Source organism: Dissulfurispira sp. (assembly GCF_036745535.1).
Taxonomy (GTDB): Bacteria; Nitrospirota; Thermodesulfovibrionia; order Thermodesulfovibrionales; family Dissulfurispiraceae; genus Dissulfurispira.
In genome coordinates this window covers 1-12901 of sequence record NZ_DAIOFX010000025.1, presented here as the reverse complement: position 1 = coordinate 12901, position 12901 = coordinate 1, and the positions used below count along the sequence as shown (strand labels likewise).

12 protein-coding genes are annotated in these 12901 nt (G+C 44.8%); all 12 read right to left on the bottom strand.

Features of this window, described 5'->3' with window-relative positions:
• Positions 1-48: 48 nt before the first annotated feature.
• The gene (locus V7L97_RS06115) at positions 49-1026 is read right to left on the bottom strand and encodes a fibronectin type III domain-containing protein (RefSeq protein ID WP_333654233.1); all 978 of its coding nucleotides are present in this window, start codon (positions 1024-1026) and stop codon (positions 49-51) included.
• Positions 1023-2396, bottom strand: a complete 1374-nt coding sequence (argH, locus tag V7L97_RS06110) for an argininosuccinate lyase (RefSeq protein ID WP_333654232.1) — start codon at positions 2394-2396, stop codon at positions 1023-1025. The genes V7L97_RS06115 and argH overlap by 4 nt, the downstream gene beginning before the upstream one ends.
• Before the next feature lies 1 nt (position 2397).
• On the bottom strand, positions 2398-4491 hold the full coding sequence (gene fusA, locus V7L97_RS06105; RefSeq protein ID WP_333654230.1) for an elongation factor G: 2094 nt from the start codon (positions 4489-4491) through the stop codon (positions 2398-2400).
• 83 nt (positions 4492-4574) lie between these two features.
• Positions 4575-5012, bottom strand: coding sequence for a SoxR reducing system RseC family protein (locus V7L97_RS06100; protein ID WP_333654227.1), 438 nt, complete (start codon positions 5010-5012; stop codon positions 4575-4577).
• A 4-nt stretch (positions 5013-5016) separates the two neighbouring features.
• The gene (gene cimA, locus V7L97_RS06095; protein WP_333654226.1) at positions 5017-6585 is read right to left on the bottom strand and encodes a citramalate synthase; all 1569 of its coding nucleotides are present in this window, start codon (positions 6583-6585) and stop codon (positions 5017-5019) included.
• Positions 6586-6591: 6 nt separating this feature from the next.
• Positions 6592-7812: an aspartate kinase gene (locus tag V7L97_RS06090; protein ID WP_333654224.1), complete on the bottom strand. Its 1221-nt coding sequence runs from the start codon at positions 7810-7812 to the stop codon at positions 6592-6594.
• On the bottom strand, positions 7812-9032 hold the full coding sequence (locus V7L97_RS06085) for a cofactor-independent phosphoglycerate mutase (RefSeq protein WP_333654222.1): 1221 nt from the start codon (positions 9030-9032) through the stop codon (positions 7812-7814). The genes V7L97_RS06090 and V7L97_RS06085 overlap by 1 nt, the downstream gene beginning before the upstream one ends.
• 40 nt (positions 9033-9072) lie before the next feature.
• Complete coding sequence (thrC, locus tag V7L97_RS06080; protein ID WP_333654221.1) at positions 9073-10179, bottom strand: threonine synthase; 1107 nt, start codon at positions 10177-10179, stop codon at positions 9073-9075.
• Positions 10180-10238: 59 nt separating this feature from the next.
• Entirely contained in the window at positions 10239-10475 is a 237-nt protein-coding gene (locus tag V7L97_RS06075) for an NIL domain-containing protein (protein WP_333654220.1), read from the bottom strand.
• Positions 10476-10487: 12 nt separating this feature from the next.
• Positions 10488-10763: a MoaD/ThiS family protein gene (locus V7L97_RS06070; protein WP_333654219.1), complete on the bottom strand. Its 276-nt coding sequence runs from the start codon at positions 10761-10763 to the stop codon at positions 10488-10490.
• 4 nt (positions 10764-10767) lie between these two features.
• Positions 10768-12003, bottom strand: coding sequence for a threonine synthase (thrC, locus tag V7L97_RS06065; protein ID WP_333654218.1), 1236 nt, complete (start codon positions 12001-12003; stop codon positions 10768-10770).
• Positions 12004-12126: 123 nt separating this feature from the next.
• Entirely contained in the window at positions 12127-12534 is a 408-nt protein-coding gene (locus V7L97_RS06060) for a M67 family metallopeptidase (protein WP_333654217.1), read from the bottom strand.
• Between the last annotated feature and the right edge of the window lie 367 nt (positions 12535-12901).

The window sequence follows — 12901 nt, the reverse complement described above, 5'->3', positions numbered from 1 at the left end:
TGCATCAACTTGCCGCCGCTTCCGTGACCTAAAAGTATTTTTTCCATCTTACCGTTCAATTAAAGGATAGACATCCACTGTATCAGATGGGATGCTTTCTTTTCCTGGTCCAACAGCAGTTATGAAATATGACCTCTTTGAAGAAAGGGGCTCGTTGTCTGTAAAGGCAGGTAGAGTTGACTCTCCTATTAATGTAAATTCTGTCTCCATTCCCTTTTTCCTGTATATCCTGTATCCCTTGATCCAGACTTCAGGGTTTTCATCCCACATGAGGTAAACCTTTTTTTCGGATGGAACATATTTCAGATTATGTGGTTGCGAGGGAATAAAGGTTTCAGGGTTAACCTCCAATTCTTCCGATAGATAGCCTTCATCCTTAATATTCGTATCAAGCAATGCTCTTACCGTGTAATAGACAGGTTTGTCTTTTTCGACTTTATCGCTAAAGGAGGTTGCAGTTAGCGGGATGTTGTTCAATGGAGATGCGGGATATTTTCCTTTTTCGTAGCTCTTATAAATATTGTATTTAAACTCATCGCAGACCCAGTCCCATTTGATTACGACAAAATCTTTAGTCACAGAATATTTCAAACCCGTTGGCCTGTCAGGTAGGGGTAATGGCTTTATTTTAAGAATCGGAGACTCATCGCTTATAATATCCCTCAGGCTGTACACGCGTATCCTGTAAAAATATTCCTGCTTTGTTTTGAAATCCTTATCAATAAACTGTGAGGCATCATTCTTCAAGAATGTAATGTTTTTAAACTCTGGACTCTTGACTCCTGACCCCTGACTTTTTATTTCCGCCTTTTCTATATAAAAACCTTTAATCTTAGCTCTTTCAGATGCAGGATATGACCATGAAATTGTAAGTTCATCCTCTCGATGAACCGCTCTTATTTCCTTCACAGGCATTGGTTTCTCAAATGTCTTAAGGGTTGGATCTCCCTTTCTGCCGCAGGAGATGATGAACAAAGCACTACAAATCAGAAGCAATACCAATAAAAGTCGCTGCCTAAATTTCATTTCAGCCTTTTCCTGAACCTTTTAATCTGTTCCCTCACCATTTCAGGCGATGTTCCGCCGTATGATTTCTTTGCATTTACGGATTCCGATGTGCCGATGAAATTATAGATATCACTCCCGATTACATTTGAGAAGGATTTATATTCGGAGATACTTAAATCAGAAAGATTCTTGCTATTATCAATGCAATATCGAACTATCTTGCCGGTGATTTCATGGGCTGTTCTGAATGGAATGCCTTTTCTCACGAGATATTCGGCAATGTCAGTTGCAGTGGAGTATGCTGCATCCGCTGTATCCTTTAGTCTTTTTTCATTGAATTTTATTTTTGGAACCATCTGAATGAGGGCATTCAGCGTCAGCTTCACTGTATCAACAGTATCAAAGACAGGCTCTTTGTCCTCCTGCATATCCCTGTTGTAAGTGAGCGGAAGGCCCTTCATTGTTGCAAGCAGGCTTACGAGATTGCCATAGACTCTTCCTGTTTTTCCGCGCATCAACTCTGCAACATCAGGGTTTTTCTTTTGCGGCATAATGCTTGAGCCTGTTGTAAATGCATCAGGCAATTCTATGAAAGAGAATTCCTCGGAAGACCAGAGTATCAACTCCTCTGCCATTCTCGATGTGTGCATCATAAAAATAGAAGAACACGAAAGGAATTCAAGTAAAAAGTCCCTGTCGGATACTGAATCCATGCTGTTTTCCGATATGGAATCAAATCCCAAAAGTTCTGCAACATAATGCCTGTCTGTTGGAAGCGTTGTTCCTGCAAGGGCGCATGAGCCGAGGGGCAGAACATTAATCCTCTTAAGAGCATCCGCGAACCTTGCCATGTCCCTGTCAAACATGTGTGCATAGGCCATGAGATGATGGGATAAAAGAACCGGCTGCGCCCTTTGAAGATGCGTATATCCGGGCATGATAATGCCAAGATGCTTTTCTGCCATGTCTGCAAGAACAGTCTCAAGATTTTTTAAAAGGGAGATTATTTCTTTGACCTCTGCCCTGAGATAAAGCCTGATGTCAAGCGCAACCTGATCATTCCTTGACCTTGCAGTATGAAGTCTCCCTCCAATATCGCCAATCTTTTCGATTAAGGCGGCCTCGATATTCATATGAACATCTTCAAACTCTTCCCTGAATTTAAACCTGCCATCTTCTATCTCTCTGTAAATTTCCTTTAAACCTTTTATTATCTTGTCGGCATCTTTCTTTGGGATTATTCCCTGCTTTGCCAGCATCTTTGCATGTGCAATGCTTCCCTCGATATCGTATTTCCAGAGCCTCTTGTCAAAAGATATGGACTCCGTAAATTGCTCGACAATATCCGCAGTCTTTTCTGTAAACCTCCCTGACCAGAGTTTCTTCATATCAGTGTTCTTCCGCCCTTTGCTTTTGTCTCTCAGCGATTATCTTCTGCGATATATGGCCCGGCACTTCTTCGTAATGAGAAGGTTCCATCGAATAGAGCCCCCTTCCTGAAGTGATGCTCTGGAGCTGATTTGCGTATGTGAGCATTTCTGCCATGGGAACAAGACATAATATCTTCTGGTTGCCGCCTGCCTGCGGCTCAACGCCCTGAACCTTTCCGCGCCTTGAATTCAAATCACCGATAACAGAGCCCAGTGTATCTTCAGGAACTATTACCTCCACCTTCATGATGGGCTCAAGGAGAACAGGCCTTGCATCCTGAAAAGCCTTCTTCAAAGCCATTGAACCTGCTATCTTGAACGCCATTTCCGAGGAATCAACCGAGTGATAAGAGCCATCATACAACGTAATCTTCATGTCAACCACAGGATAACCAGCAATGACCCCCTCTTTCATTGTCTCGATTATTCCCTTTTCGACCGCAGGCCTGTATTGCTGAGGGATAACGCCGCCAACAATCTTGTCAACAAACTCATATCCTCCGCCTCTTTGTAAAGGCTCTATCTCTATCCAGCAGTCTCCGTACTGTCCGCGTCCTCCGGACTGCTTCTTGTATCTGCCCTGTGCCTTTGCAGATGCCCTGATAGTCTCTCTATAAGGAATCTTCGGTGTCTTCATCACGACTTCAACGCCGAATTTTCTCTTGAGTTTTTCCAAAGCTACTTCGAGGTGAACCTGCCCCATCCCTGAGAGGATCATCTCCTTTGATTCCTCATCCCTTGTAAAATGAACCGTCGGGTCTTCCTCCAAAATCCTGTGTAGTCCCGAACTCACCTTTTCTTCGTCACCCTTGCTCTTTGGCGCAATGGCATAAGAGATTATGGGGTCTGCAAACTTAACCTTTTTGAGAATTAAAGGATGATGTTCCTCGCATAATGTATCTCCAACATTTGTATCTTTAAGCTTCACAACTGCGGCGATTTCACCCGGGCCAATGGATTGTGCAGGGATATGTTTTTTGCCAAGAAGATAAAATACCTGTCCCACTCTCTCTTTTGTGCCTGTATTGGCGTTCAGAACAGTGGAGTCCGCCTTTAATACGCCTGAATATACCCTGAATATGGAAAGCTTGCCTGCATAAGGGTCTGCAACGGTCTTAAACACATAGGAAGTAAGAGGGTCTGTTTCCACAGGCTTTCTTTCTATTTCCTTCTTCTCTTTAGGGCTCATCCCTCTTATGGGAGAAATCCTGCTCATCTCAACAGGAGAAGGCAGACAGAGAAGCATTGCGTCCATGAGCTGAGTTACTCCTGAATTAATGGTAGCAGCACCGCATGTTACCGGGATAAACCTTCTGGTGAGGGAGCCTTCCTTTATCCCCTTCATTATTTCATCTGCCGTTAATTCTCCACCTTCAAGGTATTTCTCCAAAAGAGAATCGTCAGACTCCGCAACCTTTTCCACGAGCTTTCTTCTGTATTCATCTGCAGTGTTTTTTATATCATCTGATATTTCCTTCTCGACTGTCTTGCCATTTTCAAGCATGTATGCCTTCATGGATATGAGGTCAACTATGCCTTTAAAGTTTTCGCCTTCTCCAACGGGTATGTGCAAAGGTATAGCTTCAGACTCAAAGGATTTCTCAAGCTCGCCTAATGCCCTGTAAAAGTTTGCCGTCTCCTTGTCCATCTTGTTAATAAATACAATCCTCGGCACCTCGAATTCACAGGCGTATTTCCACACCTTTTCTGTCTCTGCCTTTACACCCGATATGGCGCTCACGATGACTATTGCGCCGTCAGCAACCCTCAGACATCCCCTCGTGTCTTCTATAAAATTGATAAAGCCGGGGGTATCTATAAGATTTATCCTGTGCCCCTTCCAGTCACAATATGCAACGGCAGATGTAATGCTTATCTTCCTCGAAACCTCCTCGGGTTCATAATCCATTGTGGTGTTCCCATCTTCGGTATTGCCCATCCTGTCAATGGCGCCTGCATTAAAAAGAACAGCCTCTGACAATGAGGTCTTGCCAGCACCGCTGTGGGCTATTACCGCCACATTCCTGATTTTCTCCACATCCAACCTTGCCATAAAAACCCCCTTCTATTTAGTTGTTAGTGAATAGTGTTTAGTGAACAGTAAAAAATAAAAATTAAACAAAAACTATCAACTATTCACTGTTCACTTCTCACTATTTCACTAATCACCGGCATGTATTCCTTTTTGCCTTCATACCTCTTCATCCAGACCTTCATAAAAAGAAAGCTCAACGCAAAAAGACCGAATCCACCGATGGCTGATACAATGTCCGGATCCATGTTTGGTAAAAACCTGCTCAGATATTCCTTTCCAACAATTGCACCGATTATGAGCATTATGGATGGTATGCCGTAAACGAAGATAGTGCCTTTCAGATAGGTATATGGCTTAAATGCAATCCTGACGGTATCCCCTGCCTTTGCCTTTGCCTCGTTGACTACCTCTATTTCGGCCTCGTTCCCTGCCAGTTTGCATACAGAGCCGCCGGGGCATGAGTCGCACCCGCTCTGCCTTTGAACAGTCACAATGGCCTTTGGCCCGATAACCTCTTTCACTACCCCAACTTCTTCCATTGGTCTACTCTTTTTCTTTCAAAAGCTTATACTCAATGCTGTCAACGAGCGCCTGCCATGATGCCTCGATGATGTTTTCTGAAACGCCCACAGTGCCCCATTTATGCTCATCATCCCCCGATTCAATCAAAACACGCACCTTTGCAGATGTGCCTTTCCCTGCCGTAAGGACACGGACTTTATAGTCATGGAGTTTTACGCTCTTTAACTCAGGGTAGAATTTCTCGAGTGCCTTTCTCAATGCATTGTCAAGGGCATTGACAGGGCCGTTGCCGGTAGCAGCGGTATGCTCTATATGCTTGCCTACCTTTACCATTATGGTTGCCTCGCTGATAGGCGCTTCACTTTCCTTCCTCTTTTCATCAATAACCCTGAATCCGATAAGGTCAAAGAACCTCCTGTGAAGTCCGAGTTCCTTCTTAAGAATAAGCTCAAAGGATGCCTCTGCACCTTCGAACTGAAATCCCTGATGCTCCAGATCCTTTAATGTATCGAGAACGCCCTGAACTTCAGGCGAGCCAGCCTCAAGGTGGATATTGAATTCTTCAGCCTTTCTTATGATATTGCTTTTCCCTGCAAGATCAGATATCAAGACCCTTGTTGAATTACCTACGAGTTCAGGTCTGACATGCTCGTATGTCTCCGGCCTCTTTCTTACTGCGCTTACATGGATTCCGCCTTTATGTGCGAAGGCACTGTCTCCTACAAAGGGCTGGCGTTTGAAGTGCCTGAGGTTCGCTATCTCGTTCACAAACCTGGAAACATCCCTCAATTTTGTGAGATTCTCATCTGTCAGACATTTATAGCCAAGCTTTATCTGGAGATTCGGGACAATCGAACACAGATTCGCATTGCCACATCTCTCGCCAAGCCCGTTTATTGTCCCCTGAACCTGCACAGCGCCGAGTTCTACAGCAATTATTGAATTGGCCACTGCGCATTCGGAATCATTGTGAGCATGAATGCCCAGAGGCTTTTTTATTTTTTTGACCACATCCTGCATTATCCTTTTTACATCGTGTGGAAGCGTCCCGCCGTTTGTATCGCAGGGTATTATGCAGTCTGCACCAGCATCCTGTGCAGCGAGCAGGCATTTTATTGCAAAGTCAGGATTGTCCTTGTAGCCATCAAAGAAGTGTTCTGCGTCAAAGAAGACTTTTTCAACATATTTTTTGAGATAAGCAACAGAGTTATGAATAATCTCAAGGTTTTCCTCAAGTGAAACCCTCAATGCCTCTTTTACATGGAAATCCCATGTCTTGCCGAAGATTGTAATAACCTTTGCCTTTGAATCGATAAGGGTCTTTATGTTGGTGTCATCCTGTACTTTGTGCCTCGGCCTGTGAGTGCTTCCAAAGGCAACGACTACAGAGTTTGAGAGGGGCAGTTTTCTGACCTTTTTGAAATACTCTGCATCCTTCGGGTTTGAGCCAGGCCAGCCACCCTCGATATAATGCACGCCAAGCTCATCGAGCTTCTCCGTGATGCGCAGCTTGTCCTCAACAGAGAATGCAATGTCCTCTGCCTGCGAGCCGTCCCTTAAAGTCGTGTCGTATATCTCAATTTGTCTCATTAATTGTTATGCAGCCTTTTCCAGTTCAAAGGCGTCATGCAGCACCCTTACCGCAAGCTCCGTATATTTCGCCTCTATCAGGCATGATACCTTTATCTCCGATGTGCTGATTGCCATTATGTTTATGCTGTGCTTTGCGAGCGTATCAAACATCTGGGCTGCTACTCCCGAGTGAGTCCTCATACCGACGCCTACAATAGATATCTTTGCAATGTCCTCTCTGAGGTCAACTCCCCTTGCCTCTAATCCTTTTGCTATGTCTTCTGTGAGCTTCAATGCCTTTTTGCTGTCTGTCTTCGGCACAGTGAATGATATATCCGTAGCCTTACCGTCACTGCTCATACTCTGGACAATCATATCAACGACTATATTTGCATCTGCAATGCCCTTAAAGAGCCTTGCAGCAATGCCGGGCTTGTCAGGCACACCCATAACAGTAATCTTGGCCTGATTAACATCGTGGGCAATTCCAGAAACTACGACCTTTTCCATATCCTCATCCTCCTTTGTAACAAGGGTTCCAGGGTTATCATTAAAGCTCGACCTTACAACCACAGGCACGCTGTATTTCATGGCGAATTCCACAGACCGTGTCTGTAGAACCTTAGAGCCGAGGCTTGCGAGCTCAAGCATCTCTTCATAGGATATCTTATCCAGCTTCTTTGAATCGGGGACTATCCTCGGGTCTGCCGTATAAACACCGTCAACATCCGTGTAAATCTCGCACAGGCCAGCATTTAATGCATGCGCTATAGCCACCGCGGAGAGGTCAGAGCCCCCCCTTCCGAGGGTTGTAACATCCTCGCTTTCTGTTATGCCCTGAAAGCCGGCAACCACAACCACATATCCTTCATCAAGGGCCCTTTTTGCCCTTTCACCGGCAATCCTTTCTATCTTTGCCTTTGTGTGAACCGCATCCGTAAATATGCCCATCTGTCTTCCTGTGAGGGCTACTGCCTTATGCCCCAACTCTTCAATAGCCATTGCTGTTAAGGCGCTGGTAACCCTCTCTCCTGATGAAAGGAGCAGGTCCATCTCCCTTTCTCTGGGATTTGATGATATCTGATGGGCAAGGTTTATCAATTTATCCGTTTCTCCTGCCATTGCAGAGACCACTACAACGACTTTATTCCCCTGCTTCACGGTCTTCGAAACACGCTCAGCAACAGCCTTCATCCTCTCCACATTCGCAACGGATGTGCCCCCATATTTCTGAACGATAAGCATTAAACCGCAACCTCCTTGATAAAGTAATCCATCAGCCTGTATCCTTCATTAACAACCACTACGTCCTTTCTCTCGGTAATAGACTCATCGTATGCAACTCCTTTATTCTTCTTCTCGTTGCGGCTGTCGTATATCACAAAAGGCACAGGCTCATCGGTATGCGTCCTTACCTTAATGGGCGTAGCATGGTCAGGCATAAGCAGGACGCGGTATTCCTTGAATCTCTCTTTAAGACCCTTCATTACAGGGCCGACCACAAGACAGTCAAAGTCCTCTATTGCCTTTATCTTGTCTTTATAGTTTCCCGAATGTCCTGCCTCATCTGGAGACTCCACATGGATATATACAAAATCCACATGCTTCAGTGCATTCAAGGCATACTCTGCCTTGCCGCTGTAATTCGTATCGAGCCAGCCCGTTACTCCCGGAACCTTCAATATCTCAAATCCTGCATATATTCCGAGGCCTTTTGTGAGGTCAACAGCGGATATAAGTGCGCCTTTCAGCCCGTACTTCTCTTTATAAGTAGGCATCTTCGGCTTTTTCCCCTGTCCCCACAGCCATATGCTGTTTGCAGGCTTTTTGCCGTTCTTAAGCCTCTCCTTGTTTACCGGATGTCCTGCAAGGATATCCACGGACTTCCTCATCAATTCCCTTAAAACTACATCCCTTTCTCCAACAGGAAGGTAATCTGTAATCTCCCTTTCGAGTATGTCATGTGGAGGAGCGCATTCGATATTTAAGCTGCCGTTTTTCCAGACCATAAGATGCCTGTAGCTGACACCGGGATAAAATGTTATATCCTCGCTTTCCAATCCTGCCTTGACAGCCTTAATAAGTTCCCTTGCCTCTTCTGTCGTTATATGTCCGCTGCTATAGTCATCCATTGCAGCATGGGTCCTGTTCTTATCGAATTTAAGCGTTACGAGATTGCATCTGTATGCGACATCATTTTCATTAAGCTTTACCCCAATGCTTGCAGCCTCAAGTGGAGCCCTTCCTGTGTAGTACTTTGCAGGGTCATAACCGAGGATGCTGAGATTGGCAACATCAGAACCGGGATGCATGCCTTCAGGGATTGTACGCACCTTTCCGATGGTTCCCTTCTGGGCAATTTTGTCCATATTGGGAGTAGATGCCTTCTTAAGAGGGGTCAATCCTCCAAGCTCATCGATGGGTCTGTCTGCCATCCCATCGCCGATTAAAACTACATATTTCATTTTTGTCTGTCCTCTGTCTTCTGTCTTCTGTTTTCTGATCTCACAGTATCCTCTCTATTATCTTTCCGACCTCATTGAAATCTGCCTTAACCTTAATTGCCCCATCGGTAACTTTAAATACTGTATCAGGATCTTTCAGTCCGTGTCCTGTCAATGTACATACAACGGCATTATCGGCGTCTGTCTTGGCTTTTTCGAAATATCCTTCTTTATATAATTTTATAACACCTGCCAGGGACGCTGCTGATGCAGGCTCGCAGAATATTCCCTCCGTAGATGCAATAAGCTTATATGCAGACAATATTTCCTCATCCGTCACCGCATCTATCCGCCCACCGGATTCGTCCCTTGCTGAAACTGCTGTTTTCCAGCTTGCAGGATTTCCAATCCTGATGGCAGTGGCTATTGTCTCCGGCTTTTCCACAGGATGGCCAAGTACTATGGGTGCTGCGCCTGCTGCCTGAAGACAGAGCATTTTGGGCAATCTCTGGATTATGCCTTCATTATAGTACTCCTTATATCCCTTCCAGTAGGCTGTAATGTTTCCCGCATTTCCCACAGGCAGGGCATGGTATTTCGGTGAGAAGCCGAGCTGGTCACAGACCTCGAAGGCTGCTGATTTCTGCCCTTCTATCCTGAAAGGGTTTATGGAATTGACAAGGGTGATAGGATATTTCTCGACCACCTCTTTCACAATTCTCAATGCCTCGTCAAAATTGCCCTCTATCTGCAATATATGGGCGCCGTGAACCAGTGCCTGTGCAAGCTTTCCCAATGCGATCTTGCCCTCCGGAATAACCACAATGGCCTTTATCCCTGCCCTCGCTGCATATGCTGCTGCAGATGCCGATGTATTGCCTGTAGATGCACAGATTACTGCTTTGGAGCCTGACTCCACAGCCTTTGAAAGGGCAAGGGTCATGCCCCTGTCCTTGAAAGAGCCTGTTGGATTTGCGCCGTCGAACTTCAGGTAGATATCAAGGTCGATATTAAGCTTTCTTGGTAAATTGACAGCCTTTATGAGTGGTGTATTTCCTTCCAAAAGGCTTACAACCGGCGTCCTGTCTGTAACGGGAAAGAATTCTCTATACTCTTCTATAATCCCTTTCCACAAAGTCCTTGAACTATTACACTCTCCAATCTCCATAAGTTCTCCATTAAGTTAGTAAATCATTTACCCATTTACTCATCTACCCTTTTACTCATTTACTCTATGATGTCTCCTTCTATAAGTTCAACCTCTACTCCCTGATCCCTGATGGATTTTATTCCATTCTCTATATTCTCCTCTGTCCCCTCAAGCTCAAGTACCATTTCTCCTACGGTATCAGTTACCCTTGCCCTTCTGATATTTGGCATCACATCATATTTCTTGGCCATTGTAAAAATAATGGGCTCTTTAATCAGATGTTGAGGAAATGTCAATTTTACCCGCCTTTTCATAACTCCCTCCTCTCATTTTCCACCGGCTATTGCCGGGACAATGGAAACCTCATCCCCGTCCTTAACCGGCGTCTGTTCTGCCTGTAAGAACCTGATATCCTCCTCATTCACATAAATATTCACGAATCTCCTGACCTTGCCCCCTTCCGATATCCTTTCTGCAATCCCGGGATATTTTGTTTCGAGGTCGTTAATGAGCTCTATTACTGTCCCGGCCTTGCCCTCAACTTCTTCCTTCCCCTGGGTCAGTCTCTGAAGGGGTGTTGGAATCCTAACCTTTACTGCCATTTTATCACCTCCCGATTTTCTTTAATACATCTTCAAACGCATCCAGATTCGGCTTTATATGCTGGACCTCTGCAGTGCGACCTGCAAGTGCCTCCTGTGTCTTAAGACCGTTTCCTGTAATGCATACCACTATTGTTTCATTCCTGCCGATCCTGCCCTGTTCTATTAACTTTTTAGTCGTTGCAACAGCAACACCACCGGCAGTCTCTGCAAAAATGCCTTCGGTTCTTGCAAGCAGTTTTATACCCTCGATAATCTCGTCATCCGAGACATCTTCTCCGTATCCGCCGGTCTCCTTAACAACCTGTGCTGCGTAGAAACCGTCAGCAGGATTCCCTATAGCAAGAGATTTCGCAATTGTATCCGGCTTAACAGGCCTTATAACATCCACTCCCTGCTTTATCGCAGTTGATATTGGAGAGCATCCCGTAGCCTGCGCTGCAAAGACCTTTGTCTCGAGTTCTTTTAATATCCCAATCTCTTTGAACTCCTTAAATGACTTCCAGACCTTTGTCAGAAGTGAACCGCTGGCGCAGGGAACTACAACATTATCAGGCGCCTTCCAGTCGAGCTGTTCTATGATCTCAAACCCCTGGGTCTTTGAGCCTTCTGCATAGAACGGCCTGATATTTATGTTTACAAATGCCCATTTGTATTTATTGGCAATCTCGCTGCAGAGCCTGTTGACCTCATCATAGTTTCCGTCAACAGCAACCAGATTTGGCTCATACACAAGGGATGCCACAATCTTGCTCGGCTCTAATGTAGCAGGAATAAAGACGAATCTCTTAAAGCCTGCCTTTGCACCGTGGGCTGATACAGAATGGGCAAGGTTGCCTGTGGATGCGCATGCAACCGTGTCGAACCCGAATTCCTTAGCCTTTGTAAGTGCTACCGCCACAACCCTGTCTTTAAATGAAAGCGTGGGATGGGCAACTGTATCATCCTTTACATATAATTCCTTGACCCCAAGCTCCTTCGCAAGGTTATCAGCCTTTACAAGGGGTGTGAATCCAGATTTCAGCCCTACCTGAGGCTTTCCGTCTATAGGCAAAAGCTCCTTGTAGCGCCAGAGGCTTTTGGGTCTCTTTTCGATGATTTTCCTCGTCAATACCTTCTTTATTTTTTTATAGTCATAAACAACCTCTAAAGGACCAAAACAGAACTCGCAGACATATATAGGGTCAACAGGATATTCCCTGCCGCACTCTCTGCACTTAAGACCGCTTACATATCCCATAAGCACCTCCTCTTTGTACAAAATTTCTATATGAAATTTTCACGATAACTCCTTTGAGTTGAAAAGGTATTTTACTCTAAATGGGGACTAAAATTAAATAGGCTATTTTAGTTTTCGAGAAGGCTATTTCAGAACAATCTCGATCTCTTCTATGTTTCCTTCTCTTATTGAAAAACCCTTCACGACCGGCTCTTTTTCCATAAGGCTCACAATAATGTAAACAGCGTCCTCATAAAATGCGAGGCTTACATCTTTTGCAGACGGGTATGCTGCCGAGGATGGGTGGGAATGGAAGATTGCGAGCATCGAGAGATTATTATCCCGCATGTCCTTCATCGCTTTAAACTGCTCCTTTGAATCCAACATGTAGGTTACGGGTGAGTTTTCTATATTGGCCATCTTATAAATCTTTGAAACCTTACCATTCCTGCCCGCAAGTATGCCGCAAGCCTCGTTCGGACAGCCTGCCTTGCAATGTCCAAGCATTTCATCAAAGATAAGTTGAGGGATTATTAAAAAATCAGTAAGCATAATTCCTATTGCGCTATATTTTAAGCTTATCGGCGGTGAGCAACTGTGCGCCATTTTTTCATGCGGTCTTTTGCTTCGGCGTGAGAAATCTTCTGTCCTGAATCGGCCTGTTGAATCCCTTTTTCGACCTTATAGAGAAAATACAGTTTTTTCAAGAGTATCCTCAAAAGTAATATCTTAAGGAAGCTCTTCGATAGCCTTCAAAACTTTCTCTTTTACAGTAGCCTCTGCCATACAGACACCTCCGCAATGCCTATTTGTCTAATCCTATCATGAAATAAAGAGTTGTCGCAATTGGATGTATTATCAAGCCCCACATCTGTCCAAAATAGATTTTAGAAAGACCTCCGATTCAGGTAGTATAGAA

What these genes read in the sequence shown, in the direction of transcription:
- V7L97_RS06090 (WP_333654224.1), bottom strand. Translation starts at nt 7,812, where the DNA reads ATGCTTATCGTTCAGAAATATGGGGGCACATCCGTTGCGAATGTGGAG.
- V7L97_RS06085 (WP_333654222.1), bottom strand. Translation starts at nt 9,032, where the DNA reads ATGAAATATGTAGTTTTAATCGGCGATGGGATGGCAGACAGACCCATC.
- V7L97_RS06115 (WP_333654233.1), bottom strand. Translation starts at nt 1,026, where the DNA reads ATGAAATTTAGGCAGCGACTTTTATTGGTATTGCTTCTGATTTGTAGT.
- V7L97_RS06100 (WP_333654227.1), bottom strand. Translation starts at nt 5,012, where the DNA reads ATGGAAGAAGTTGGGGTAGTGAAAGAGGTTATCGGGCCAAAGGCCATT.
- V7L97_RS06070 (WP_333654219.1), bottom strand. Translation starts at nt 10,763, where the DNA reads ATGGCAGTAAAGGTTAGGATTCCAACACCCCTTCAGAGACTGACCCAG.
- thrC (WP_333654218.1), bottom strand. Translation starts at nt 12,003, where the DNA reads ATGGGATATGTAAGCGGTCTTAAGTGCAGAGAGTGCGGCAGGGAATAT.
- thrC (WP_333654221.1), bottom strand. Translation starts at nt 10,179, where the DNA reads ATGGAGATTGGAGAGTGTAATAGTTCAAGGACTTTGTGGAAAGGGATT.
- cimA (WP_333654226.1), bottom strand. Translation starts at nt 6,585, where the DNA reads ATGAGACAAATTGAGATATACGACACGACTTTAAGGGACGGCTCGCAG.
- argH (WP_333654232.1), bottom strand. Translation starts at nt 2,396, where the DNA reads ATGAAGAAACTCTGGTCAGGGAGGTTTACAGAAAAGACTGCGGATATT.
- V7L97_RS06075 (WP_333654220.1), bottom strand. Translation starts at nt 10,475, where the DNA reads ATGAAAAGGCGGGTAAAATTGACATTTCCTCAACATCTGATTAAAGAG.
- V7L97_RS06060 (WP_333654217.1), bottom strand. Translation starts at nt 12,534, where the DNA reads ATGCTTACTGATTTTTTAATAATCCCTCAACTTATCTTTGATGAAATG.
- fusA (WP_333654230.1), bottom strand. Translation starts at nt 4,491, where the DNA reads ATGGCAAGGTTGGATGTGGAGAAAATCAGGAATGTGGCGGTAATAGCC.